The organism is Pseudoalteromonas sp. SCSIO 43210 (assembly GCF_054133285.1).
Genome location: NZ_CP087225.1, coordinates 3,875,323 through 3,901,757 on the forward strand (window position 1 = coordinate 3,875,323; position 26,435 = coordinate 3,901,757).

Genomic DNA, 26,435 nt, shown 5'->3' on the forward strand with positions numbered 1-26,435 from the left:
ATTTATGTACAAGCCCCTTACTGATTAAGTTAACGGCAGGAAACAAAATACCTTTAGCTTTTATTTAAAAAACGACCAAAAAAAAGGCTAACCACCTGATTTAAATATTAATTAATATGAAACCCAAATACTATAAAGCATAAAAGCGCAATAAATGCGCTTTTAATATAACAAAAACTATTGTTAGTTTAATTAACCACCTAATAAACTAATTGCGGCTTGAGGCACTTGGTTAGCTTGCGACAAGATTGATGTACCCGCCTGTTGTAATATCTGATTTTTAGTCATTTGCGCTGTTTCTGTTGCAAAGTCAGTATCTTGAATTCGACTACGTGATGCAGATACATTCTCAGAAATATTTGCCAAGTTACTAATTGTATGGCTAAAGCGGTTTTGTACTGCACCCAAGCTGGCACGTTGTGAGTCAATATTGGCAATCGCGTTATCAATTACCGATAAAGCATCTTGTGAACCTTTTTGACTTGTAATATCAATATCAGCTGCATTTTCTAAAGAACTAGTCACTTTAGTCGCAACCTCATCCACAGAAGTACTACCTGTTGTAGTAAATATATCTGATGAATTTAATTGGATAGCACCGGCTATTCTGGCAGAGTCTGTCGCACCAGTAGTCAGTACCACAACATCACCGGCAGAACCTTCGTTATAGCCTTGAGGAGTTATATCTAAGGTTGAGCCTGCGTCTCCGGCAAATCCAACGATTTCAATATCTGCGCCATTATTATTTGAAACAGATAAAACACCATTATCAATGGTTGCTGTAACACCATGCTCATCAGTTCTGCTATTAATAGCTTCTGCCATTGCCTGCTCATCACCGGTTGCAGTACCTGTTGCAACAAACGAGACTTTTTCGCCATTTAGCTCAAAGCTTACAGGTTCGCCTGCAGCTGTTTGCGTGCCGGTAATATCAAGCTGAGCTTCAGATCTTGCTTGTGCCGAAACACCTGTAGCACCCGTTACTTGATTTATTAAATCAGCAGCTTCTTCTGCACTGGCACCATTTGGAATAGTGACCGTAGAATCTTCTCGACCAGAAATTGCCAAGTTACCATATGCAATTACACTAGCGGCAAGCGTACCGGTACCCGTTTCATTTACTTGACCAAAACCATCCACAGTAGTCGCTGATTGCAAATTCGTTTGATTTGCGCCAATTTTCTCAGCTGCAACACTTGAAAGCGATACATTAATCGTTTCATTAGCGTTAGCACCTACTTGGAAGGTTTTACTACCGTAAGCACCATCTAGTAATTGTTGACCACCAAACGAGGTTGTATCTGCAATACGTGTCAATTCAACTTGAAGTGCTGATACTTCTTTTTGCAGTGCCTCACGATCTTCTGGCGAGTTTGAACCATTAGCTGATTGCAATGCAAGTTCACGCATACGCTGTAAAATACTTGTTGACTCACTCATCGCACCTTCAGCGGTTTGTGCCATTGAAATACCATCGTTGGCATTTCGCTGGGCTACTGACAAACCATTTATTTGCGACGTAAGTCGGTTTGAAATTTGCAGACCGGCAGCATCATCTTTTGCGCTATTAATACGCATACCTGATGATAAACGTTGCATTGAAGTTGCTAAGCCTTCGCCTGATTTATTTAAGTTACGTTGTGCGTTTAATGACGACACATTAGTATTTACTGTTAATGCCATTTTACCATCTCCTAGGTTTAAGCAGAGTGTGGTTCAACACGTTTTAACAGGAACCACTATTCGATAATTTCTTATTATTATAAAAGCATTTACTGTGCCAACTTTAAAACAAGTTTAAGTCACTGTTTTTACTGGTTTATAATTGAAATTTAAAGTTGAATTTAAAAAGTAACTTGAAGCGACAATTTTTTGCCGCTTTAAAATAAGTAAAGCGGCAAAATATTTCTGGTTAAAGGTAGTCGAACAATGAAAGGTTAGATAAACGCCCAAAGGTTGCTTGAGATACTTGCAGTGCGGTTTCTTGCTTAGTGAGCTCGCTAATAGCAGCAGCCTGATCCACCTCAATTAAACTAGATCTATTACTTTTATTTTGAATATCAAGCGCTAAGTTAGTGTCGGTTACGAGTTCAAGCGCAACCATTCTTCCGCCTAAACTTGCCTGCGTGAAAACCACTTGTTCACTGGCATTTTGTAGCTGAACAACACCATCGGCTAATACTTGTTGAAAGTCGTCTCCTTCAAGTGTGCCATCATTCAAACCTGTAATAAGTGCTTGCAACGTATTAAGTACGTTTTCTTTCTCCGGTTTTTCAAGGCTAAAATCAAGCTGACCAGGTGCTGTACCTTCAAATTCAATTTTCATTCCTGCAAAATCTATTGGTTCATCGGTAATATCACCTATCACTTGAGGAGAAAGAGACACGCCATCACGTTGAATTTCGTATTGATCAGGATCAGTTGGCGTTGCCCCAGCTGTAATCACAACATTATAAGTATTTGCTGTTGCTGGCGCTGCTGGATCTGCATTGTAATTAGATTGATGAAATCGATCAAATTCAGTTTGACCATCAACATATACTGTACCTGCGGTGATGTTATTAGCAGGGACTGTAGTAGGAATTGAAGCCGTGTTTGAGTCTACATCTAAGCGTGCTGCTGTTTTTTCAAATGTATCAAAACCGTTATCACTCGATTTAATTGATACACCTTCAGCTATCGTTATTTGATGGACACCTTGATCGCCATTATAAGTGTATTCACCTAGCGTTGAGTCAAACTGATAAGGTTGGGTGCTATCTTGATAACCTGAAAATATAAATTTCCCATCTTCGGAGCGGGTATTCATTAAATTAGCAAGCGTTTGCTGAATACCACTTAGCTCGGATGCAATCGACTTCAAATCGTCTTTAGTATAAGCGCCATTACCCGCTTGTAATGCTAGAGATTGCGCTTCTTGAATACTGGTATTAATACTTTTTAAAACGCTTTCTTCTGTTTCGAGACGACCACTAAGCTGATTAATATTTTTTGTATATTGCTCATTGGTTTGTATTTTATTTGAATATAACATTGCCTGTGAAATATCTGCAGGCGCTTCAGACGTTGTTAAATATTTTTGCCCTGTATTAACGCGTTCTTGCGCATTTGCGACACCTTGTTGCCCATCCAGTATTTTATTAATACTGCTTTGATACATTAAATTATTTGATAAACGCATGATTACCTCGCAGCACTAAGTAAAGTGTCGAAAATTGAACGCGCAGCAGCTAAAACCTGTGCTGAAGCGGCATAAGACTGTTGAAAACGCAATAAATTTGCAGCTTCTTCATCGAGATTTACTCCCGATAATGATTCATACCAAGCTTCAGACTGCTGTGCGAGAGCATCGAATGCAGCTCCACTCGTAATAGCTTGTCCAGTTACCACACCAATATCGCTAACCATACCAGCATAGGCTTGATTAAATGTTTTATGGTTATCTGCCGTCGTTGTTGTGACAACATTTTGACGTACCAACTCACCATTTTGCAAATCAACCAACTTTAAACCATTACGGTTATCGTCAAATCCACCTTCGTTAAACTCCAGCGTAAATGTATCGCCTGTTGCCGGTGTACCCTCTATATCAAAGTCAAAACCGTATGAGTCATAAGGAGCACCAAGGCCAGCTAAAACATTTTCACCCGGCGGCGCTATCGTCACAGCTACATTAGCGCCATTACCATCACTAATAAGGTAATCATTAGTACCCGCTGCTTTAACAATTGTGATATCGCCATTCGCTAAGGCAGGTGGTGTAGTTGATGTAAAACCACCTGAGGTAACACTACTAACTGTACCTGCTGATATCGTGCCTGTGCCTATATTATTTATATCGTTCGCAGTTCTAATTGGCGACGCTAACGCAAGGTCATCACCACGTCCGGTTGCAAGCGATATGCTAGAAGCGGCTTGAGAATTTAGCTTAACTTGAAATTGATCACCAGTAGCACCTGTACCAGCAACTGTTATTTGCAGTCCAAAGGACTCGCCACTGGTAATTGATGATGAATCAATCACTCCACTGGTTGTATCTGCAAGTGATGGGTTGCCAATAGGCTCCCCTTTATTATCAATTGCCTGAATACTTACTTCGTTCGGATTAGCGGTATAGGTAATAATGAAGTTACTGGCAGGTAATTCACTACCTTTGCCTGGCTCAACCGTTGCGGTCATGTTTGTAACACCACCAGTATTATCTTGATAAGCAAATGCATTTTCTGTTGGTATGGTAAAAATATCCCCCCCCAACTCACCATTTGCATTCATGCCTAATTTATTTTGTTCGTTAAATGCATCTGCAATAGCCAGTCCCATTTGACCGATTTGATTTTGCGCCGGCACTAAAATATCGTCTCTAAAAGCAAGTAAACCGCCAATTTTACCTTTTAATTTGCTCGTATCAATTTCAAGTGGCACAGCTTTGCCACCGTTAACATCTAACGTTAGCTCTTTAAAACTAGGATCGGGGTCGCCTCTCATAGAAAACAAATTAAACGAACCATTTTGCATAACAACGGCTTCTCCTGTACCCATAAACACAAGCTTTTCACCATTTGGTCCATCAAGTGTTTCTATATCTATAAGTTCGGATAAATCACGTATTGCTTTGTCACGTTCGTTAAAAGTTGAACTTGCATCAGCAGCATTATTCGTTCCATTTACAGCAGCTATATCTTTATTTAAAGCGCTAATACTTTGGATTAGCGTATTGGCTTCCTCTGAAAATATTTCTAATTGTTCATTCACTATACTTTGCTGATCAAAGACAATACCTGAGAGTCTATCCATTTGATCAATTAAGCTTTGTGCATCAGTAATAACTAAAGAACGAGCTACCGTTGATGATGGTTGATTGAGTGCCTCTTGCATGTTATTAAATAACGAATTTATGCCTGTAGATAAGCTATTTGCTTCCTCTGAAAATAAGGTATCAACCCTATTTGCCTCTGTTACAAACTGATCAAAAAATGATTTATTAGATGTATCTCTGTTTAGCTGTTCTTGAGCAAATTGGTTTAGCAAACGGTAGGTTTCACCCCTACCTACCTGATTATCTACCATGGTAGTAAATTCTGTGCGCTCGCGTACATAGCCTTCTGTATTTACATTGGCAATGTTTTTACTTGTCGTTTGCAGTAACTCAGAACTAGCTCTGACTCCTGAACTGGCAATACTCAATAAATCATACGACATGTTACTTTACTCCTTGGCGAATCGCGTTTGCTGCAATATCTTTTAATTCTGCACTATTGAGTACTTGTTTTATTTTGCTAGCGTAATTTGGATCGGTTGCATAACCCGCTTTTTGTAACGAATCTAAAAAGTCGCTTGGCTTTGCTGTATTTTGTAATGCTTCTTGGTAGCGTGGGTTTTGTGTCAAAAAATCAACAAAGTCATTTACACTTTCTTTTATTGAGTCGTACGCCCTAAAGTTTGCTTTCTTTTTGACCGCTGTACCTTGCTCAAATTCGAGTGTGACTTTACTGGCTTTTTCACCTTCCCAGCTTTTATCTGATTTAATATTAAATAAGTTATTTGAACTGTTACCATCACTTTTATTAATGATATGTTTACCCCAACCAGTCTCAAGCGCTGCTTGCGCAACCATTACAGCCGGGTTTAAACCAATTTTCTTTGCTGCCGTTTTAGCGTGTTCCCACACAGAGCTAACAAACTCTTCAGCCGATTCAAATACCGGAGTCTCTATTTTTGATTCTGTAATATCCATGTTCATGTTCGTACTTACAGGCTCTACTGATTTATTATTATTTTCATGAGGAAGCTCTGAGCCCACTCGCTTATCACTTAAAAAGTCCGCTGTTGTTCTCAAAACAGATCCGGGCATAAAATTTTTACCATCAGGGGATAACTGTTGAACGATTAAGTCTGCAAGGCCTAAAGAACCATTTGATGATAGTTCTGTCGATAATTGTTGATCGTGCATTTCTTCAAAGAACTTAACCCCACTGGAATTAAATGGGCTTTCTTTGTCCTCAAATGCTTCGTTTGCCTTGCGCATACTTTTAAGTAACATTTGAGTGAAAATTGCTTCAAATTGTGCAGCGGCTTTTTTTAGCGCAGCCTTTGATGCATCAGTCGATGAATCACCACTGGTTAAGGCTTCTTTACGAAGTGAATCTAAGTTGCCTAAATCAAAAAAGTTTTGCTTATCGAGATGATTTGTTTCCATCAGCTTTTTGACACAATAATGAGTAATGCAATTAAAATGCAAAAATTGAGCCAGTTGACTAACTTTAAATTAGATATATTGCGAGGGAATGATTTTGCCCTAGTAAAAATGTTACTAGGGCGTGTTTAAATACTAAATAACAACTAGTTGACCGTTTATTGCACCAGCCTCTTTTAGCGCTTCAAGAATAGCCATCAAATCACCTGGTGCAGCACCAACTTCATTGATTGCTCTGACTAAATCGTCCAAGCTAACACCAGGATTAAATACAAATGCACGTGAATCATCCTGATTCACATCAATGATACTTTGATTCGTAACGGCGGTTTCACCTTCACTTAATGCATTAGGCTGAGATACATTTTGTTGCTCGGTAATCGTCACAGTTAAACCACCATGAGTAATCGCGGCTGGCTGTAGTTTTACATTTTTCCCAATTACAATCGTCCCCGTACGAGAGTTAACAATAATTTTTGCTGCGTTATCCGCAGGGGTAAACTCTAAGTTTTCAAGTGTTGATAAATACGATACACGTTGTGATGCATCTCTTGGGGCAATAACACGAATAGATGCAGCATCAATAGCTTGTGCGCTATTGGGACCAACTAAGTCGTTTATCGTACTTTCTAAACGTTTCGCTGTTGTAAAATCTGGGCGATTTAAATTAAAAGTAATATAGTCGCTTTGCATAAATGGACTTTTAACGGCACGTTCAACAGTAGCACCATTGGGAATTCGACCGACAGTGGGTGTATTTATAACAACCTTGCTGCCATCCAACCCCTCAGCACCTAAGCCGCCAACAATAAGGCTACCTTGTGCTATAGCGTATACATTCCCATCAACACCTTTTAAAAATGTTTGAATTAAAGTACCACCGCGCAAACTACCGGCGCTGCCAATAGACGACACGGTAATATCAATTGTTTGTCCTGGTTTTCTGAACGCAGGTAACTCTGCATGCACAGCAACAGCAGCCACATTTTTAATTTTAGGGCTTAAATTAGCCGGCAGTGTAATACCAAAATTACTTAACATGCCCTTGAAACTCTGTTGGGTAAACTTACTTTGCTCGCCAGTCCCAGGTAAGCCAACAACTAACCCGTAACCCACTAATTGGTTAGAACGCACACCTTCAACCATAGAGATATCTTTAATACGCTCTGCATGTGCCGAAAATTGACATCCCAGCAAAACAATTAAACAAAAAAACTTAAATACATTCATATTGAATGTCCTCTAAAAAGGAAAGAGCGAGCTACTAAAAAAGCGCGTTAACCAACCAGCACTTTGTGCTTCTTGGGTTTGCCCTTTACCTGAATATTGAATCCGTGCATTAGCTATTCGGTTTGATTCAACCGTATTATCTGAGCCAACATCTTGCGGGCGCACCAACCCTTCTAAGCGAATAAACTCTTCGCCTGTATTAAGAGTTAACCATTTTTCACCTCGAATAACTAAGTTACCGTTTGGTAAAACACGCATCACATTAACCGATATATTGCCAAATAAACTATTTGATTGATTTGATTTAGAGTCACCAGAAAACGATGAATCACTGCCAATTCCAAATTGAATACTGTCGCCACCGATATTAACAGGAAGTCCCCCCAAACCAATTACAGGGTCAAGGCTCGTGTCAGATTGCTTATCTGTTTCTGTTTTTGCCGCTTTTGTAGCTTGGGTAGATTCTTGCAATTTAACCGTAATGATATCGCCGGTACGCAGAGCTTTTCTGTCCGCGTATAAATCGTTCGACACATTCGTGTTAAATAAGGAGCCAGTAGCTACAACAGGTTCTATATTCGGTTCTGGGTACATTGGCGCATAGTAAGGATCGTCTTGCACTATTTCACTATTTTGTGTTGATACACACCCACTTAAAAATAGAGTGCCTGCCGCAAATAACATAATATTACGCATATTCTGCCCCTAAACCTTATAGTTGCTGATTGATATAACTCATCATTTCGTCGACGGCTGAAATTACTTTTGAATTCATTTCATAAATACGTTGAGTTTCGATAAGATTTACCAGCTCTTCTGTGACATTTACGTTTGATGTTTCAAGTGAGCCTTGAATAATACTACCAAGCCCCTCAACACCAGGGTTACCCTGCACCGGAGCACCACTTACAGCTGTTTCGGTATAAAGGTTTTGACCAATCGGCTCAAGACCCGATGGATTAATGAAGTCACTAATGGTGATCTGACCAATAACTACGTTATCGGCTTGACCTGCAACACGAACAGATACTTCTCCGTCTTGCGAAACAGTAATCGATTGAGCATCTTCGGGGACATTCATTTCTGGCTGAATAACATAACCAGCACCCGATGTAACAATTCGTCCATCACCATCGGTGGTAAACTGGCCATTGCGCGAATAGGCAATATTGCCATCTGGCTGCAGCACTTCAAAAAAACCTTCGCCGGAAATCATCCAATCTAGTGAGTTTTCGGTGGTTAACATGTTACCTTGCGTAAACTCTTTTTGGTTGGCTACAACTTTTGCACCCGCACCTAACATTAGGCCTGATGGCATTTCAGTGTCTTGCGATGAACGACCACCTGGCTGATTAATATTTTGATAAAGTAAATCTTCAAATATAGCGCGGCTTTTTTTGTAACCAACCGTACTGGCATTCGCTAAATTATTTGAAATAACCGAAATATCGGTTTGTTGAGCATCAAGCCCTGTTTTACTGATCCACAATGCAGGATTCATAATAGTGTCCTCATTTTAAAGTTAAACTATGCGCAACAGCTGATCTTGACGTTCGTCAATTTCTTCAGCTGTTTTCATCAGTTTGACTTGTAATTCAAATTGGCGTTGATGACTTATCATATCGACCATTTCATGAACGGGGTTTACATTCGACATTTCTAAGGTTCCACTCAATACTTTTACATTAGCGGAAGTATCAACAACTTGATTTGGTTTTGGTCTAAATAAGCCATCATTACCTTTTTCAAGTTGTGAATTATCAGCCTCAACGACTCTTAAGCGATCAACTTCTTCTAAAAAATTTGCTGGGGCGCCTTGCGGACGAACCTGAATAGCACCATCTTGACTAAATTCAACCTTTTCAATTGGTACAGGCAGTATAATTGGACCACCTTCGCCAATAACTTGACGTCCATGACTTGTTACCAGCATGCCTTCTGCTGTGATATTGAGCGTGCCTACTTTAGTGTAAGCTTCATTACCCGACGCATCTTGCACACTCAGCCATGCGTTATCGCTCATTGCGATATCTAAGTCTCTGCCTGTTTCAACTATGCCACCCGATGTCATGTTTGAACCCGGACGTTCTTGCATCGAAAATACACGTGTTGGCAGCCCTTCACCAAACGCTTGCATAGAACGTGCTTGAGCAAAGTCTGATTTAAAGCCTGTCGTATTGGCATTCGCCAAATTATTGGCTTTAAGGGCAAGGCCCTGCAGGCTCTGTTTAGCGCCTGAGGCCGCAATGTAGACCATTTTGTCCATAACATCGACTCACATTAAAAATCTCTAACTTAACAAATGCAAAATAGATGCCAGATTAGAGTTTACGTAACATTAGAGTGATGAAACAAACAATAGAAATGATAGCCACTTACTGTAACCATTGGTTTAGAGGCTAAAATAAAAAAGGCTGCAAAATGCAGCCTAAAATATTTAATTAAATTTAAATTATCGAATCTGCAAAATACTTTGCTGGATTGTTGAGTTAACTTCAAGCGCTCGCGAGTTAGCTTGGTAATTACGTTGAGCTGTGATTAAATCGACAAGCTCATTAGTTAAATTAGTATTTGATTGCTCAAGTGCTGATGAGTTAATACTACCAAATGTACCTGACCCTGCCTCACCTGCAACAGGCTCACCTGAGTCAATACTTTGCTTCCAACTTGTGTCGCCTATTTGTGATAAACCTTGCGAATTAGGAAAGCGAACCATAGCTATCTGGCCAAGGTATGTTGAATCACCGTTACTGTATGAAGCAACTAGTTTACCGTCGGTGCCAATATCAATTCCAGCTAAACGACCAACAGTCGAACCATCTTGATCAAGTGCTTTAACTTCAAAACCACTTGAATACTGTGTTGGTATACGTCCTGCCGTATTGTTTTCATCACGCCAATTAAGCTCAATACCTGTGCCTGGGAATGTAGCACCATTATCAAGCATTGTAGATAAACCAGTACCAGCACCAGCAGGTAGGTTTATCTCATCAAAAGTGGTTAGGTTTGTATTTGCTACTCCGCCTGTCGTTGCAGGTAAACCACTTGAATCAAAACCAAGAGTTGTGATCGGTGCATAAGGGGTCGTGGTTTGTTCTGCGCCCGAAGTTCCATCAACTACCTTTCCATCAAGTGTCGCATACACTTCCCAGCTATTATCTGCACCACCTGAAGCTGCGTCAGGTTCTTTTACGAAAAAGTATTGCAATATATGCGGCTCACCTAACGAGTCATAAACTGTCGTTGATGTAGATGAGTTATAAGTACCATTGGATGTAGGATCAAAATCTATACCCGGTGCATCAGCTGTAGCATCTAAATTGAACGATAAGAATACATTTTCTGTAGCACGTGGCGAACCTGATGAATCTGGTATTTGAACTGGGTTTGTCGTACTCAAACTCACTGATGTTGTATCACCGGTTGATGAATCTACAGGGAATGCTTGTAAGAAATTACCCTTAGCGTCAACCATAAAATTATCTTGGTTTAATTTAAATGCACCGGCACGAGTATAGGTTAAATCTTGCGATGAAATATCATCGGTCATCGCAAAATAACCTTCACCTGTAATAGCTAAATCTAAAGAGTTATTAGTAAACTGCAGTGATCCTTGGTGAAACTGCTGTGCAACCATCGTCGTTTGCACACCATCACCATTTTTAGTCCTACCTGCGCTAAATACTGACGATGCATAAACATCGGCAAACTCTGCGCGTGACTCTTTAAAACCGGTAGTATTGACGTTCGCAATATTATTTGCTGTTACATCTAAATCTTTTTGCGCGGCAGCAAGGCCTGTTAATGCAATATTGAAGCTCATAATTCACCTCTAACCTATCAATCTGAAGCCTGCTGGCAGGCAAAAAATACTAAAATTAATTATGCGATTTCTGCGACATCCGTCAGCCTAACCGCACCTTCTTTAGTGTTAATAATAATGCCACTTGAGCCGTTAATATTTACACTTTCAATGTTCTTAAAAGTAGCAACGGGTAAACTTGAAAATTCACCGTTAGTACTTCCTTCAGCTGTTATTGTGTATTCACCTTCAGGTAAACGTTCGCCGGCTTCGTTGTTACCATCCCAAGCAAAGCGAATTGCTCCAGCTGCCTGAGAACCCATATCAATCGTTCTTACTAATTGACCTGATTCGTCAGTTACTTTGATTTTAAGGTTATCCATAGCTTCTTCTGCTACTGCTGAGCCTCTAGCATCACCCGTTTCATTTAAATCAAGGGTATTTGACTCTAGTAAAGCCTGCTTACCAACAAGCGTTGAGGCTTGTAATGCAGAATTAGACGTCATCGAAGAGGCTAAAGATTCAAAGTTAGTATTTAAATCTGTAATGCCTTGCGCCATAGTAAAACTAGTCATTTGCGCAATCATTTGATCATTGTCCGCAGGGTTACTGGGATCTTGATACGACAATTGCTGCGTCAACAACGAGAAAAAATCTTCTTGTGTTAACGCGTCACTCTCATCTTCGCTGCTAGCTACTTGCTGCTCTTGCCAACGGATTGAGTCTAAATAGGATGAAGATGTACTTATATCGTTATTCATAACCTACCCTCGGTTACCGCTGACCTAGCAGCAGTGTTTTACTTAACATTTGCTTAGCTGCATCTGCAACTTGCACGTTTGTTTCATAAGAGCGAGAGGCAGAAATCATATTAGCCATCTCCTCAACAACATTAACGTTGGGTTTATAAATATAGCCATTTTCATCCGCACTCGGGTGATTTGGATTATACTCAATCTGTAATGGAGCACTGCTTTCAACAATGCCTAAAACTTTAACGCCAACGGCGGAGCCCTGTTGATTACTTGCCGATGCTGAAGCTTTGGTAAGTTCAGCAGCAAATACAGGTTGTCGCGCTCGGTATGTTTTGTCTTGAGAAGAACTAATCGTATTCGCATTAGAAATATTACTTGCGGTGGTATTTAAGCGTACATTTTGTGCGCTCATACCTGAACCTGCAATATCAAATACATTATATAAACTCATAATTTTTATCCTTGACTACCGAGTGCTTTATTCAGACCTTTAAATCTGCTGCTTAAAAATTGCAAGCTGGCCTGATACTCCATAGCATTCTGTGTATACAAGTTTCGTTCCACTTGTATATCAACCGAGTTACCATCGCCCGTATCTGCTTGATTTGGTAAGCGAAATAATTCTGAATCATCCATACTACGAGTACCACCACCGATGTGTTTATCGTTAGTTCGTACCATTGTATTGCCGCTTTGCTGGTTTGATCTTGCCGCTTTTAATGCAGAGGCAAAATCAATATCTTTTGCTTTGTAGCCCGGCGTATCAGCATTCGCAATATTAGTTGCAATTACTTCTGCTCGTTGTGAACGGATCAACATAGCCTGCGGATGCACACCTAATGCCTTATCAAAACTGATAGCCATAACCATCTCCAAAAAATTGACTTACCTTGAATAAAGCAAAAAATACGCCATTAATACTAGAGTGGTGATTATTTATATAAGGGTATGTATTAAAAAGAAAAATGACGCTAGGCGCGTCATTTATATAGGGAAGGAGTTACTATTACAGCTTTTTTTGATAAATAATGCCAGGGTTGCATCGTACCATGTCAAATTCACTGCTTAAGCCTGTCATTGACTCTGATGCACCCAAAAATAAGTAACCTTTAGGATTCAGCGCTTGAGCAAATTGACTAATAATTTTAGCTTTTACTTCTGGGGCAAAATATATAAGTACATTTCGACAAAATATAATATCGAATTTACCCATAAGTGCGTAAGAATCAAGTAGATTTAAATGCCTAAAGCTAACTTGCTTTTTTATTGAATCATTTACTTGGGCCATACCATTGCCGCTATCTTTAAAAAACTTTTTACGGCGATCCGCAGAAAGACCTCTTGCTAAAGCCAATGCATCGTATTCACCATTTTTACACATATCAAGCATCGTATTAGAGATATCGGTGCCAATAATTTGCGCCCCCATCCGTAACACATTAGGCTGCTTTGCTTGAAACTCAGCAACAGACATTGAAATGGAGTATGGTTCTTGACCAGAAGAACTCGCTGCCGACCAAATTTTTAGTGGTCTTCTTAGCTCCTTAAATTCCGGGAAAAGCTTATTTTGAAGCAATTCAAACGGATATTGATCTCTAAACCACAACGTTTCATTCGTAGTCATTGCGTCTACAACCGCTGCTCGAAGCTGTCGCTCATGAGGACCCAGCGTTTTGCTAACCAGCTCTGATAAAGATTCTACATTAAATCGAGTCATTAACGGCGCAAGTCGGCTTTTCACCAAATATTGTTTATTTTCACCTAAAACGATCCCGCATTGCTGCTCCAAAAACGAACGAAACTGATCGTATTCACTTTGCTGCAAATCTTTATTATTCAAATTAGTAACACCTATTTTTATTAATCACAATGAACCCATTTTTTCACAGCAGTTGCTAGTTCATCTGGGTTAAATTTTGCAATAAAGTCATCAGCCCCTACTTTTTCAATCATCGCCTGATTAAAAACACCACTCAATGAAGTATGTAAAATAACATGTAAAGGGGCGAGTTTAGGATCTGCTTTAATTTCTGCCGTTAACGTATAGCCATCCATTTCAGGCATTTCAACATCAGATATAAGTAAAGCGACCCGTTCGGTAATATTGTCTTTACAATCTAATTCAGCTATTTCTTTTAACCTTATTAAGGCTTCTTTACCATTTTTAGCTAACTCAGTTTGAACACCAAGTGGCTCTAGCGCACGTTTAACTTGGTTACGCGCAACAGCTGAATCATCAGCAATAAACACAATTCGCTCACCCAAGTCTTTTTGAATATCGCCGCTAGCTGCTACATCAGCACTTACTTCTGTGTTTACAGGGCAAATTTCGTTAAGAATCTTTTCTACGTCTAATATTTCGACCAGTTCATTTTCGATTTCGGTTACAGCGGTTAAATATGAATATCGGCCAGCACCTGATGGAGGCGGCATTATTTTTTCCCAATTCATATTAACAATACGCTCTACCCCACCCACTAAAAAACCTTGCACTGAGCGGTTATATTCAGCAATGATAATAAAACTGTCTGTTATGTTTTCTATTGGTCGCCCACCCACGGCCATAGAAAGATCTATCACCGAAATAGTCTGGCCACGAATATGTGCAACACCACGAATATAGGCGTTTGACTTTGGCATACTTGTTAGTGGAGGGCATTGCAATACTTCCCTCACCTTAAATACGTTTATACCAAAACGCTGCCGACCCCTGAGCTTAAATAATAGTAATTCTAGGCGGTTCTGCCCAACCAACTGGGTGCGCTGGTTTACTGAGTCTAAAATGCCTGCCATTCAAATCTCCTAAAGAAAACAAATAATACGGAATGATAATTGCTTTCTATTTATAAAGCTTACATAACATCACGGGAGCGTCTTCTTTTTGACGCAAAATATTTATACCCTGTTTGAAACCATAAGCATAGTCGAAACATTATGAGTTTGTTAAAAAAAGTCAGAAGATACAGTGTTTTTTATTTTGTTGCTAGCCTCAGCTTCGCTTTACCCCTGCACGCAAAAGTCTTTAATAAAGATTTATTACAAGAGATCGCAATAAGTTATGTCGCCGATCAGATTGGTTCTACAGAAAATACTAAAATACAATTAAGTGCTTTACCACTTGATAGTCGTATTCCTGATCGAACCTGTCAAAATGCGCTCGAGTTACTAATCCCAAGTGAGCCGCCATTTAATCGACAAGTTACATTACAAATAAAATGTAACGATACTCAAAATTGGTCTCAGTACGTGCATGTAAGAATAGTTGAAATGGCACCTGTTGTGATCGCTAACGCAAATTTAGTGCGAGGTGAAGTAATAACAAGTTCTCACTTAAGTATTGAAATGAAACCAACACATTTTGTTAGAATGCAGTATTTAGATAACCCAGAAATACTTATTGGAAGTAGGAGCAAACGCAACATAAGAAGCGGGATGCCTATATTACTTAACCAAATATGTATGGTGTGCAAAGGTGATTCTGTAAACATTTTAGCTAACCTTAGAGGGTTGAAAATAAAGACAACGGGAGTTGCTTTAGAGGACGGAACAATTGGAGAACAAATACGTGTTAAAAACAAAAAAACGGGTAAAGTTTTAAATGCACGAGTGGATGGTGTAGAGTCGGTGCAGGTAAACATTTAATTCAAAATTATGCTAAAGTATTCTTCGTAGGTGCCGATATGTTGGCATAAGTTGGGTAATATACAGGTTTATTATTATGGTCAGTCAAGTTAATTCAGGTAATCAACAAACTGCTGCTTTAGCTAATACTAAGCAACAAAAAGTTGATTTACAAAGAGATAATGTAAATACGCAATCACTTCAGTCTGCTTCACCTAAGGCCGCCAGTGACTCAGTAAGTCTAACGCCGCAAGCGAAAGAATTAAAAACGTTGCAAGAAAAAGCGCAGCAATCATCTGGTTTCGACAGTGATAAAGTTTCAGAACTAAAAAAAGCAATTACTGAAGGTAAGTACCAAATTGACAATGAAAAGTTAGCTAAAAACTTAGCTAGTTTCGAGTTTGACGTATATGGCTGATCATAACAGTTTAATTATCGTCAAGCTGAACGAGCAAGGAAAATGCTTAGATTCATTAGCCACCTTATTAAATGATGAGCTGACCGCGATTGCGTCTCGACGTGGCGAAGGTTTGAAAGAAATTGCTCAACAAAAAATGCCTTTTTTAACTAAGTTAAATTCTCTTGATAAAGAATTAAACAAACTCATTGCTAATAACGACGAACTGTCAGATGAAGTTCCTGATTTAATTTCCATTGTGCGTAGTAAACTTGAAAAATGTAAAAAACAAAATGATGTAAATGCACATGCGGCGCATCAAGCTCAATTGAGCGTTAAACAATTGAAAGAGATTTTAATTGGTGCTCCTTCCTCAACTACATACGATCAAGCCGGTGGCGAAGTAAACACCAACAGCCAACTTGTACGTAACCTAAAAGCCTAGATTGATTGGGTATAATAAAAAGTCATCATCCCTAATTAAATAAATTTAGTAATACGTTACTTTCTTTACTTCTCGAGGCTTAACTTCACCTATATATAAATCGTGAACACGTTTCATATTTAATTCAAGCTCAGTTACATAAGTATCATCTACAGCATACGTTTTAATTACTTGCGCCCCTTTTATAATCCCCTGCACTTTACTTTGTAAATAGTCATCTTGCGCTATTGAGCCTGCAACAGTAGTTCCGGCGGTAATTTTTTGCCCGTAAACTTGTTCTGTTAATTCTCGATAAGCCTCCAGCTTTGACGCTTTAATAGCCATTAGTTGCTTTTGCGAACTGTTAACGCCCTTTTGCAAGCTGATAGGCGCATAACCAATCGCTTTTATAATAGGGTAATTATTTGGCGCTACATATTTATATTCAACATGTTTATCAAACACGCTACTGCAACCACTTAGTGCTAAGCACCCCAGTGTGATAGATAATGATATTGCTCGCATTGTACATCGTCCTAATAAACTAATTATGTAACTATATGCACGTTTAATGCCATTTATAGTATTAAAAACAACGTTGGTATAGTCCTTGCTCTAAACACACTACTAGCTAAAGTTTAATTGGAGTAAGTGTATGAAATCGTTTTTATCATCAGTATTTGTAGGATTAAGCGCAACTGCTTTATTAACGTTTTCACCTTTCACAAAAGCGCAGTGGTATGAATCGACTGGGCACGCACTTGTTCAAAATGGGGATATGAGCGCAGCCAAATCTGCCGCTATAAAAGACGCAATAACCCAAGCTTTAGTATTTTCAGGCGCAAGAGTAAGCTCAGTGCAAACCTTGGTAGATGGCGTGTTAATGCAAGATCAACTTAAAATTAGTAGTCACGGTGAAATTCAAAAAATTGAGCTTATAAGCGAAAATAAATACGACGATAAATTTGCAATCACACTGCGCTTAGACATTTTCGCTCAAACAGAACAATGCCCGCAAAACAGCTTTAATAAATTTTTAGCTGTAACCCAAAGCCAGCTTAATCATCGCGAGCAAGCAAAAATGGGTCAAATTTTTGACATAGATAAAGCGGTTAGCAAAAATATTTTTTCGGCGCTGCAAAAATCAAAAATGAGTGCAATACCTGTTGCCTATTACAAAAACGCTATCAAAGTTGATAAATATTTTACTCAACAACATGATTACTCCACTGCTCAGTTAGAAGAAATTGCAACTCGCAGCAACGCTCAATATGTTTTATTAAGCCAAATAACAAACCTATCGACCAGTAATAAACTCAATAGTGAATATGCGTTTTGGCAAGATGAAAGCTACCAGCGTAGCTACCAAATAGAATTAACATTGTTTGATGGCACAACGTACGAGCAACTTTGGCAAAATAGCTATCAAAGCCAAGCAATTTGGCCATTCGAAAAAACAGCCATAATTGATGTAAACAGTGATAGATTTTGGCAATCACCTTTTGGGCAAAGTATAAGTGAAATAAATCACTCTTTAAGTTACGACATACAAGCTGCAATGGCGTGTTTACCAACGCAAGGTAAAATAATGCACATTGAAAACAGCAAAATAGTCTTAAATTTAGGTAAAGCACACGGTTTACAAAAAGGCCAACTGCTCAGCATTGCACATCATAATTACTTAACGGATGCAGCGGGTAATATCATGCCGCATAAAGTAACCACACTTAACACCATTCGCGTTGAACAGCTTTATCAACAAAGTGCCATTGCGGTAAGTATTGATGACAAACCGCTACCAGGCGTGCAAATAAACGATGTAGTAGAAATAATCAGCCAAGATCTTTAATTAACCTTTTTAGTTAATTTAGCTTTTAAATTAGGGTGAGCAGACAACCACTCGCCCAATTGTTCTACACCAGATAAATGCGGATAATGCTTTCTGCATGCAAATACCACATTACGCTGCTGATTAGGAAATATAGGCATGTAGTCAATACCCGCCCGCTCTGTGCAAGCAAGCTTTGGTACAAATGTAATACCGTCATCCATGGCCACTAACGCTAATAATGTTTCTAAACTATTACCTTTATACTGATTAGATACATCGACTCCTGCAGAAAAACAAAACTTTTGGGCTTGATCTTTAAAGCAATGGCCATCACTTAACATTAGTAGGCTGCATCCTTGAAGGTCGCTTAACGCCACTTTTTTATGCTTAGAAAGCGCGTTATCTTGTGATACCGCCACTAAAAAATCTTCTTTGTATAGAGCAACCGTATGATAATTAATAAGTTCTGGCACATCGGCTAAAATAGCAAAGTCGAGTTCGCCATTATTTAAAGCTTCTAAAATTGTTGCTGTTTGCATCTCAATAAACGAAAACTGACTATCAATAAATGCCGCTTTCATTGATGTTAATAACGCAGGCAACAAGTAAGGCGCAATGGTAGGAATTATACCAATGGTTAATTTTCCTTGCAGGGGTTCATTTGATGTCGCGGCTAATTCTTTCAGTATTTGTGTTTGCTCTAAAATCAGCTCTATTTGCGCCAATAAACGAGCGCCTTTACTCGTAAGAGTAACTTGCTTGGTGGAACGATCAAATAAAACAACACCCAGCTCTTGTTCAAGTTTTTTTACTTGCCCACTTAATGTAGGCTGGCTAACAAAACAGGCATCAGCAGCTTTACGAAAATGTTTATAGTGCGCGATTGCTTTTACATATTCGAAATCTTTTAAGTTCATATTCAGCTCCACCTGATAGTTTATAGCTATCAGTTTAATACAAACAAACGATTGGAACTATATTTAATTATTCACCATAATGGCTATCAACAAATCAAGAGGAACAAAAACTATGTTAAACAATATCGAAGGTCAAACAATCCCAAGTGTTACATTTGCAACTCGTGAAAATAACGAATGGAAATCAGTAACAACAGATGACATTTTTAAAGGTAAAACGGTTGTAGTATTTTCACTACCAGGTGCATTTACACCAACATGTTCATCAACTCACTTACCGCGTTACAACGAATTAGCAGGCGTACTTAAGCAAAACGGCGTTGACGAAATTGTATGTTTATCAGTAAACGACACCTTTGTAATGAACGCATGGGCTGAACATCAAGAAGCGCAAAACATTACTTTATTACCAGACGGCAACGGCGAATTTACTGACGGCATGGGCATGTTAGTAGACAAAAATGACCTAGGCTTTGGTAAGCGCAGCTGGAGATACTCTATGCTGGTTAAAGATGGTGTAATTGACAAAATGTTCATCGAACCAGATTTACCAGGCGACCCGTTTGAAGTATCTGACGCAGACACAATGCTTGACTACATCAACCCTAAGCAAGCTAAACCAGAACCAGTAAGTATCTTTACTAAACCTGGCTGCCCTTTCTGTAAAAAAGCGAAAGAGCTACTTGCAGAAAAAGGTTTCGCCTATGAAGAGATTGTTATGGGTGCAGGTGCATCACTAACAAGCCTTAAAGCTGTATCTGGTCGTGATACTGTTCCACAAATATTTATTGGTGGTAAACACATTGGCGGCTCAGACGATTTAGAAAAATACTTTGCTTAATTAAGTAAAAATTAACAGGGGCCTATTGCCCCTGTTTAATAAAGGATACCTACTATGAAAGAATTGCAAACCGATGTTGTTGTTATAGGCGCAGGTACAGCTGGTTTAAGTGCTTATCGTAATGCTAAACAGTTCACACAAAATGTATTAATGATTGAATCAGGCCCATATGGCACAACATGCGCACGTGTTGGTTGTATGCCTAGTAAATTATTGATTGCAGCCGCCGAAGCCGCACACGCAATTGAAATGGCACCTGCATTTGGTGTTCATAGCTCAAAGCCAGTCATTGACGGCAAAGCAGTTATGGCACGCGTTAAAAGTGAACGAGATCGTTTTGCAGGATTCGTAGTAGAAGCCGTAGATGAATTACCAGATGGAGATAAAATTCGTGGTAACGCTAAATTTTTAGACACAAACCGCGTACAAATAGACGATCATACAATTATTACAGCAAAACGCTTTGTAATTGCCACCGGTTCACGCCCTTCATACCCTGGCGTATTTAATAACTTTGGCGACAAACTTATTATAAACGACGACGTATTTGATTGGGATGACCTACCAGAATCAGTCGCTGTATTTGGCCCTGGTGTAATAGGTCTTGAAATTGGCCAAGCACTTAGCCGACTAGGCGTAAATGTAAAACTATTTGGTGTAGGCGGCGCAATTGGCCCACTTACAGATCCAGTAGTAAAAGACTATGCAAACACTGTGTTCGCTCAAGAATTTTTTGTAGATACCGACTCAAACGTATCTGACATGATGCAAGTTGGCAACAAAGCACAGCTAACTTACACCGACAAACAAGGTGAAAAACACACCGAACAGTTTGACTACGTACTTGCAGCCACAGGCCGAGTACCTAACGTAGATAAACTAGGCCTTGAAAACACCGGTATTGAACTTGATGAACGCGGCGTACCGCACGCAGACACACACACAATGCAATGTGGTGAGTCGAACATATTTATAGCCGGTGATGCCAGCAACATGATCCCATTGCTACACGAAGCATCTGACCAAGGTGCTATTGCGGGTCAAAATGCAGGGCGCTTTCCAGATGTACGTATAGGTCTGCGCAGAGCTAAAATTGCAGCTGTATTTAGCGACCCACAAATAGCAATGGTAGGCGAAAGCTACAAGCAAATTACTGACCGATTAGGCCCATGCGGTTGTTTTGAAGTAGGCGAAGTGAGCTTTGAAAACCAAGGCCGAAGCCGAGTAATACTTAAAAACAAAGGCCACATGCGTGTATACGCAGAGCAAGGCACAGGCTTATTTTTAGGTGCTGAATTTATTGGCCCACAAGCCGAACACATTGCTCACTTATTAGCATGGGCTGTTCAAAACAAAATGACCGTGCCACAAATGCTTGATATGCCATTTTACCACCCAGTAATTGAAGAAGGCTTACGTAACGCCCTTCGCGACTTAAATGCCAAACTTAAATTTGGCCCAGACATTGTAAACTCATGTATGGAATGTGGCCCAGGCGCATAAACTGCTCATTGCACATACACTTGCTAACAAAGGCCAAAGTATTTACTTTGGCCTTTTTATTTTTATAAATTTTTTAAAGCAGACCTCTCAAATAATATATTTACTGTTACACTCAATTGATAACTCAATTAAAATGATGGAATAGCTATGTCCAATAATAAATTTAGACTTGTTACACGCAGTGATTTTGATGGCCTAGTATGTGCCGTCCTTTTAAAAGACTTAGACCTAATTGACGACATTTTGTTTGTTCATCCAAAAGACATGCAAGATGGCAAAATAGACATTACCGAAAACGACATTACCACCAACCTTCCCTACGTTGCAGGTTGTCATATAGCGTTTGATCATCACCTTAGCGAAACCGTACGTAACTCAAACGACATTAAAAACCATATTATTGATCCGCAAGCCCCTTCGGCTGCACGTGTAGTTTATGACTATTATGGTGGCGCTGAAAAATTTCCGAACATCTCAGTTGAAATGATGGACGCCGTAGACAAAGGTGATGCCGCTCAGTTTTCAAAAGACGAAATATTAAACCCAACAGATTGGGTATTAATGAACTTCATTATGGATGCACGCACAGGGTTAGGCCGTTTCCGTGAGTTTAAAATTTCAAACTACCAATTAATGATGAAACTCATTGACGCCTGTAAAAACCAAAGCATTGAACAAATACTGCAAATAGAAGATGTAGCCGAACGTGTTGCTTTATATAACGAGCATAACGAAAAAGCAAAAGAGCAAATTACTCAATGCGCCACTGTCCATAAAAATTTAGTGGTACTTGATTTAACCCAAGAAGAAACTATTTACGCTACCAACCGCTTTGTTATTTACGCCATGTACCCCAACTGCAACATCTCAATTCATAAACTGTGGGGCCTTAAAAAGCAAAACGTAGTGTACGCAATTGGTAAATCAATCACCAACCGTACCTCAAACACCAATGTTGGCGAGCTATGCTTAAAATATAATGGTGGCGGGCACTTAAATGCAGGTACTTGCCAAGTAGAAACAAGCCAAGCAGAAGCCGTACTTAGTAAGTTAATCGATACAATTACAAGTGATGGTTAGGCATTAAAATTTAGCATTTTTTAAACTATTAATAGAGCGAGTAAATTGACGTTTACTCGCTTTTTTTGTGTATAAAAATACTAAAGTATGCTTACAAAGCTATTACGATGGAGAACTCATACTCAAAGTAAAAGGCTTGTAGTTCGCTAGTAAAGCGGCTTTTACAAGGTAGTAGCACTAGGCATTGCACGTGGAAGGTAGAAAAAGCATAACCTAAAGCTATAACGTATTAGCTAAAGCTCATCACGTTCAAATAAAATTGCAGTTAAATGCAACCTTTCAAATAGTTAAAGACCTTACTAAGCTCTAGCTCATATTAAACACCAAGAAAAAGCCAAAAATTATCTTTAGCTAGCTACTTACCGGAATGGCAAAAAGGACCTTACTTGGCGCTCTGTAAATAACTGTACTGAATAAAATAGTAACCATTCTCGCTTTCATAGTCAGTATTGGGCGATGAGCTGTCAGTCAGAGTTCCTCTGTATGAAGTGAAGTTTTATGCGTTTGACTATCAGCTTGTTGGCAATTTTTTCAATTCATTCTTAAAATTTATTTTGTTGTTATTCTTGAGTAGTTATCGTTTAATAACATGATGTTCTTTAAAGATAACGACTAGCAAACCTTCATCTCTTTAATGAAAGCTAATGTCGGACCACATATAAGGAAATAGGTATAAAATGGACACTACAATACGGAAAGCTGAATCAACCGATATCCCTGCAATAAAAATGCTGTGGCAGTTTTACCAATATCATCAGAGTATATTTGACTTAGAAGATGTTGGTTTAGATGGTTGCTATGATATTGATGAAGGATATTTAGAATGTGTAGTTCGTGGTGAGGAAGACTGCATTATTTATCTTGTACTCGTTTCTAACCAAATTGCTGGTTTTGCTACCGTAGAACCAACTGAGATCGCTGGCAAAGAAATACCTGAGTTGGCTGATATTTTTATTCTACCCAAATATCGCAAACAAGGCATTGCCAAATTCGTTATTCAAAATTTGATACCTGTTGAAACAAATCAGTGGCATGTAGCAGTTCACTTAAACGATAGTTTAGCGTTGAAATTTTGGAATAGTTTGTTTGCTAAATTAAATGTTGTGCGTGTTGATAAAGTTGATCCTCCTGAAACAGAAGGTTACCACGAGTTTGTTATCACAAATGCCCAATAAGATTACAAGGTCTTCTGAGCTTTAGTCAAATTCGGTAAAGAGCGATAACCGGTCATTGAGATTGGCTAAACATCGTCGTTAATAGATTGGTTAGACTGCTCTTAGTGTGTATATTCATGATAATGCGGTTGCTGAAAGCTTTTTCGCAACGATTAAAAAACGAACAATTAAGCTTAAGATATATTCGTCACGCGAAGATGCGAAAACTGAGATATTCAATTTTATAGAAATGTTTTACAATCCAAAAAAGCGCCATTCACACACGGGCGGTGTTTCACCTGCTAAGTTTGAGTAAGCGTACTATTCTGAGTTAAAAACTGTCCATTGAAAGCTGGGAAGTCCATACCTTCGGATCATTGCTCATAAAATAAAAGGATTAAACAGGACAGCCACTCTAATTGTACAAATAATATTGTGTCATTAAATTTACTTTTTTGACCAAGAATTCATTTCTTTTTATATTATTATTTTTCGGGGGGATTACCAAATAAGCCATTATCACTGTTAAACTTAAATTACGCGCATGAAAATAGCTGCATCATTACAGTTTTAATTTTTATTGAGTTGTTTAAACGTTATGCGAGTAGCTTTTCGCAGTTACTGATATTCGCTCGCCGTTTTCGGTTTAAGTTTTCACAGTAACTCACTTGTGAAGTGGGCCTCCCTACTGCACCGTGAAATACGCGTGTAAATTGTGTAGTGAGTTTTAACCAGTTTTCGGGGGAGATATTTACTCTTTCGAGTAAGGGTAAGCGTGTACTTTCAATATACCCGCGTTTATCTTCTCGCATACAACGCCCTGTTAACTCAACAAGTTCAAGATACGATTTAAGCTCAAACGGGAGTCCTTTTGGCATTATTTGACGTGGCATGCCTGCAAAGCGGAGCAGTTGTTTTGGTTGCTTACCTTCGTTTGCCCGTGTTAAGCGTTGTTTGATGCTGGTATGGTCTGATTCCTCTGGTGTATTTGCCATTTTGGCTCTGATGGGATTTAAATCTACATACGCCATACAGGCGGCAAGTGCTGCTTCATCTAATAATGCTTGGGATCTAAATCGTCCCTCCCAAAAACGGCCAGTACAGTTATCTTCTTTATTTGCTCTGCGCGCAATGTCTTCATTTAATAGCCTCATAAACCAGCTAATACTTGATAAGCGCTCTCGGTATTCCTTTACTGTTTGATTAAAAAAGATAAGTTCAGCTTTACTTAGCTTTTCACCTTGTACATATTTCTGCGTTAACAATGTGCCTTTACAGAGTTTATGCCAGCGAATAACAATCGCTTTATCATTCAGCCTGTTTGCTTTTTTATCATCAACATACAGTACTAAGTGAGTGTGATTACTCATCACTGCATAAGCGCATACATCAATACAAAATACCTTAGCTAATTCAAGCAGCTTATCTTCAACCCAACCTCTACGATGCTCATAAGATTGACCTGTGAAATGGTCTTCGCCACATAAAAAAGCACGGCGAACACAACGTGAAATACAGTGATAATATTTTGTATCAACCAAACTTACTTGACGCTTTCTTGCGATTGCCATGTAACACCCTGCTTGTTTTTTGCACTAAATAAAGACTAGTACTTCGTTTTACAAAGTGCAAAAATTAGAATGGGTGTCTTTGTTATTCTCTGCTAATTCAAGCAGCTTATCTTCAATCCAACCTCTACGATGCTCATAAGATTGACCGGTGAAATGGTCTTCGCCACATAAAAAAGCACGGCGAACACAACGTGAAATACAGTGATAATATTTTGTATCAACCAAACTTACTTGACGCTTTCTTGCGATTGCCATGTAACACCCTGCTTGTTTTTTGCACTAAATAAAGCCTAGTACTTCGTTTCATAAAGTGCAAAATTAGAATGGGTGTCTTTGTTATTCCAGTGAAATGGTCTTCGCCACATAAAAAAGCACGGCGAACACAACGTGAAATACAGTGATAATATTTTGTATCGACCAAACTTACTTGGCGCTTTCTTGCGATTGCCATGTAACACCCTGCTTGTTTTTTGCACTAAATAAAGCCTAGTACTTCGTTTCATAAAGTGCAAAATTAGAATGGGTGTCTTTGTTATTCGCATAATTCAATACGGCTACAGTAGAGATGTTTAAAGAGATTCCAGAGCATAAACAGTTAACTCTGACCTTGGATAATGGAAAAGAATTTTCGAAATTTAAAGCTTTGGAAGAAGAACTAGATTTTATTATTTACTTTGCTGATCCTTATTGTTCGTGGCAACGAGGAACAAATGAACATACAAACGGTCTGATCAGGCGTTATTTCCCAAAGAAAACTGATTTTTCAACTATAACTAATGAACAACTCCAAGAGGTTGTAATGAAAATTAATACTCGCCCAAGGAAAATACTAAATTATCAGACAGCTGAAGAAGTCTTTATTAATTAGTGATTTAAGGTTTGGTGCACTTGGAACCTGAATTCGGGATTCAAGCAGCTTATCTTCAATCCAACCTCTACGATGCTCATAAGATTGACCGGTGAAATGGTCTTCGCCACATAAAAAAGCACGGCGAACACAACGTGAAATACAGTGATAATATTTTGTATCAACCAAACTTACTTGACGCTTTCTTGCGATTGCCATGTAACACCCTGCTTGTTTTTTGCACTAAATAAAGCCTAGTACTTCGTTTC

The 26,435-nt window shown here is 39.0% G+C and carries 25 protein-coding genes and 5 pseudogenes; 10 read left to right on the forward strand and 20 right to left on the reverse strand.

Annotated elements, in window-relative coordinates; genetic code table 11:
• Positions 1-192: 192 nt before the first annotated feature.
• From LOS73_RS16900 to LOS73_RS16965, 14 genes are all read right to left on the reverse strand, one after another.
• Entirely contained in the window at positions 193-1,683 is a 1,491-nt protein-coding gene (locus LOS73_RS16900; RefSeq protein ID WP_007378698.1) for a flagellin, read from the reverse strand.
• 229 nt (positions 1,684-1,912) lie between these two features.
• A complete protein-coding gene (gene flgL / locus LOS73_RS16905) occupies positions 1,913-3,181 on the reverse strand; it encodes a flagellar hook-associated protein FlgL (RefSeq protein ID WP_007378699.1) in 1,269 nt (422 codons plus the stop codon).
• Positions 3,182-3,183: 2 nt separating this feature from the next.
• Entirely contained in the window at positions 3,184-5,199 is a 2,016-nt protein-coding gene (flgK, locus tag LOS73_RS16910) for a flagellar hook-associated protein FlgK (protein WP_457934019.1), read from the reverse strand.
• Position 5,200: 1 nt separating this feature from the next.
• Positions 5,201-6,196 carry a flagellar assembly peptidoglycan hydrolase FlgJ gene (gene flgJ, locus LOS73_RS16915; RefSeq protein ID WP_007378701.1) on the reverse strand — a complete coding sequence of 332 codons (996 nt, stop codon included), beginning with the start codon at positions 6,194-6,196 and terminating at the stop codon, positions 5,201-5,203.
• Between the two features lie 132 nt (positions 6,197-6,328).
• Positions 6,329-7,423, reverse strand: coding sequence for a flagellar basal body P-ring protein FlgI (locus LOS73_RS16920; protein ID WP_007378703.1), 1,095 nt, complete (start codon positions 7,421-7,423; stop codon positions 6,329-6,331).
• 12 nt (positions 7,424-7,435) lie between these two features.
• Positions 7,436-8,119, reverse strand: coding sequence for a flagellar basal body L-ring protein FlgH (gene flgH, locus LOS73_RS16925; protein WP_007378704.1), 684 nt, complete (start codon positions 8,117-8,119; stop codon positions 7,436-7,438).
• A 16-nt stretch (positions 8,120-8,135) separates the two neighbouring features.
• Entirely contained in the window at positions 8,136-8,924 is a 789-nt protein-coding gene (gene flgG / locus LOS73_RS16930) for a flagellar basal-body rod protein FlgG (RefSeq protein WP_007378705.1), read from the reverse strand.
• A 21-nt stretch (positions 8,925-8,945) separates the two neighbouring features.
• Positions 8,946-9,689 (reverse strand): flagellar basal body rod protein FlgF, encoded by a 744-nt coding sequence (locus tag LOS73_RS16935; protein ID WP_007378706.1) that lies wholly within the window; start codon positions 9,687-9,689, stop codon positions 8,946-8,948.
• Positions 9,690-9,875: 186 nt separating this feature from the next.
• Positions 9,876-11,246 (reverse strand): flagellar hook protein FlgE, encoded by a 1,371-nt coding sequence (gene flgE, locus LOS73_RS16940; RefSeq protein ID WP_033032091.1) that lies wholly within the window; start codon positions 11,244-11,246, stop codon positions 9,876-9,878.
• A 59-nt stretch (positions 11,247-11,305) separates the two neighbouring features.
• Positions 11,306-11,986 carry a flagellar hook assembly protein FlgD gene (locus LOS73_RS16945; RefSeq protein WP_007378708.1) on the reverse strand — a complete coding sequence of 227 codons (681 nt, stop codon included), beginning with the start codon at positions 11,984-11,986 and terminating at the stop codon, positions 11,306-11,308.
• 13 nt (positions 11,987-11,999) lie between these two features.
• Positions 12,000-12,431, reverse strand: coding sequence for a flagellar basal body rod protein FlgC (flgC, locus tag LOS73_RS16950; protein WP_007378709.1), 432 nt, complete (start codon positions 12,429-12,431; stop codon positions 12,000-12,002).
• 5 nt (positions 12,432-12,436) lie between these two features.
• A complete protein-coding gene (gene flgB / locus LOS73_RS16955) occupies positions 12,437-12,844 on the reverse strand; it encodes a flagellar basal body rod protein FlgB (RefSeq protein ID WP_007378710.1) in 408 nt (135 codons plus the stop codon).
• Positions 12,845-12,986: 142 nt separating this feature from the next.
• Entirely contained in the window at positions 12,987-13,820 is an 834-nt protein-coding gene (locus LOS73_RS16960; RefSeq protein WP_457934020.1) for a CheR family methyltransferase, read from the reverse strand.
• Positions 13,821-13,840: 20 nt separating this feature from the next.
• A complete protein-coding gene (locus tag LOS73_RS16965; RefSeq protein WP_007378712.1) occupies positions 13,841-14,773 on the reverse strand; it encodes a chemotaxis protein in 933 nt (310 codons plus the stop codon).
• A gap of 141 nt (positions 14,774-14,914) precedes the next feature.
• On the opposite strand from LOS73_RS16965, the gene flgA reads away from it, so the two are divergent.
• The 3 genes from flgA to flgN all read left to right on the forward strand — a co-directional run bounded on the left by flgA (position 14,915) and on the right by flgN (position 16,443).
• A complete protein-coding gene (gene flgA / locus LOS73_RS16970; protein WP_007378713.1) occupies positions 14,915-15,622 on the forward strand; it encodes a flagellar basal body P-ring formation chaperone FlgA in 708 nt (235 codons plus the stop codon).
• Between the two features lie 76 nt (positions 15,623-15,698).
• A complete protein-coding gene (flgM, locus tag LOS73_RS16975) occupies positions 15,699-16,019 on the forward strand; it encodes a flagellar biosynthesis anti-sigma factor FlgM (RefSeq protein WP_007378714.1) in 321 nt (106 codons plus the stop codon).
• A complete protein-coding gene (gene flgN, locus LOS73_RS16980; protein WP_007378715.1) occupies positions 16,012-16,443 on the forward strand; it encodes a flagellar protein FlgN in 432 nt (143 codons plus the stop codon). The genes flgM and flgN overlap by 8 nt, the downstream gene beginning before the upstream one ends.
• 45 nt (positions 16,444-16,488) lie before the next feature.
• Here flgN and LOS73_RS16985 read toward each other — a convergent pair whose 3' ends face one another.
• A complete protein-coding gene (locus tag LOS73_RS16985) occupies positions 16,489-16,947 on the reverse strand; it encodes an LPP20 family lipoprotein (protein WP_007378716.1) in 459 nt (152 codons plus the stop codon).
• A 130-nt stretch (positions 16,948-17,077) separates the two neighbouring features.
• Here LOS73_RS16985 and LOS73_RS16990 point away from each other — a divergent pair, with 130 nt between their 5' ends.
• Positions 17,078-18,271, forward strand: a complete 1,194-nt coding sequence (locus tag LOS73_RS16990) for a flagellar assembly protein FlgT (protein ID WP_007378717.1) — start codon at positions 17,078-17,080, stop codon at positions 18,269-18,271.
• Here LOS73_RS16990 and LOS73_RS16995 read toward each other — a convergent pair.
• A complete protein-coding gene (locus tag LOS73_RS16995; protein WP_007378718.1) occupies positions 18,268-19,170 on the reverse strand; it encodes a LysR substrate-binding domain-containing protein in 903 nt (300 codons plus the stop codon). The two genes, LOS73_RS16990 and LOS73_RS16995, sit on opposite strands and share 4 nt — an antisense overlap.
• 112 nt (positions 19,171-19,282) lie before the next feature.
• Here LOS73_RS16995 and LOS73_RS17000 point away from each other — a divergent pair, with 112 nt between their 5' ends.
• The 5 genes and pseudogenes from LOS73_RS17000 to LOS73_RS17020 form a co-directional block, all read left to right on the forward strand.
• Positions 19,283-20,011, forward strand: a complete 729-nt coding sequence (locus LOS73_RS17000) for a glutathione peroxidase (protein ID WP_007378719.1) — start codon at positions 19,283-19,285, stop codon at positions 20,009-20,011.
• Between the two features lie 54 nt (positions 20,012-20,065).
• Positions 20,066-21,514 (forward strand): dihydrolipoyl dehydrogenase, encoded by a 1,449-nt coding sequence (locus tag LOS73_RS17005; protein WP_457934021.1) that lies wholly within the window; start codon positions 20,066-20,068, stop codon positions 21,512-21,514.
• 147 nt (positions 21,515-21,661) lie between these two features.
• Positions 21,662-22,594 carry an exopolyphosphatase gene (locus LOS73_RS17010; protein WP_457934022.1) on the forward strand — a complete coding sequence of 311 codons (933 nt, stop codon included), beginning with the start codon at positions 21,662-21,664 and terminating at the stop codon, positions 22,592-22,594.
• 677 nt (positions 22,595-23,271) lie between these two features.
• The gene (locus LOS73_RS17015) at positions 23,272-23,769 is read left to right on the forward strand and encodes a GNAT family N-acetyltransferase (protein WP_033040026.1); all 498 of its coding nucleotides are present in this window, start codon (positions 23,272-23,274) and stop codon (positions 23,767-23,769) included.
• A 115-nt stretch (positions 23,770-23,884) separates the two neighbouring features.
• Positions 23,885-24,064: pseudogene (locus LOS73_RS17020) on the forward strand (IS3 family transposase); the annotation flags it as partial.
• A 280-nt stretch (positions 24,065-24,344) separates the two neighbouring features.
• Here LOS73_RS17020 and LOS73_RS17025 read toward each other — a convergent pair.
• The 3 genes and pseudogenes from LOS73_RS17025 to LOS73_RS17035 all read right to left on the reverse strand — a co-directional run.
• Positions 24,345-25,319 carry a transposase gene (locus LOS73_RS17025; protein WP_007377502.1) on the reverse strand — a complete coding sequence of 325 codons (975 nt, stop codon included), beginning with the start codon at positions 25,317-25,319 and terminating at the stop codon, positions 24,345-24,347.
• Positions 25,320-25,406: 87 nt separating this feature from the next.
• Positions 25,407-25,574: pseudogene (locus LOS73_RS17030) on the reverse strand (Mobile element protein); the annotation flags it as partial.
• An 85-nt stretch (positions 25,575-25,659) separates the two neighbouring features.
• A pseudogene (locus LOS73_RS17035) lies at positions 25,660-25,770 on the reverse strand (Mobile element protein); the annotation flags it as partial.
• Positions 25,771-25,863: 93 nt separating this feature from the next.
• Between LOS73_RS17035 and LOS73_RS17040 the strand changes: the two are divergent.
• Positions 25,864-26,187 (forward strand): annotated as a pseudogene (locus LOS73_RS17040) (IS30 family transposase); the annotation flags it as partial.
• A gap of 39 nt (positions 26,188-26,226) precedes the next feature.
• Here LOS73_RS17040 and LOS73_RS17045 read toward each other — a convergent pair.
• Positions 26,227-26,385: pseudogene (locus tag LOS73_RS17045) on the reverse strand (Mobile element protein); the annotation flags it as partial.
• Positions 26,386-26,435: the final 50 nt, after the last annotated feature.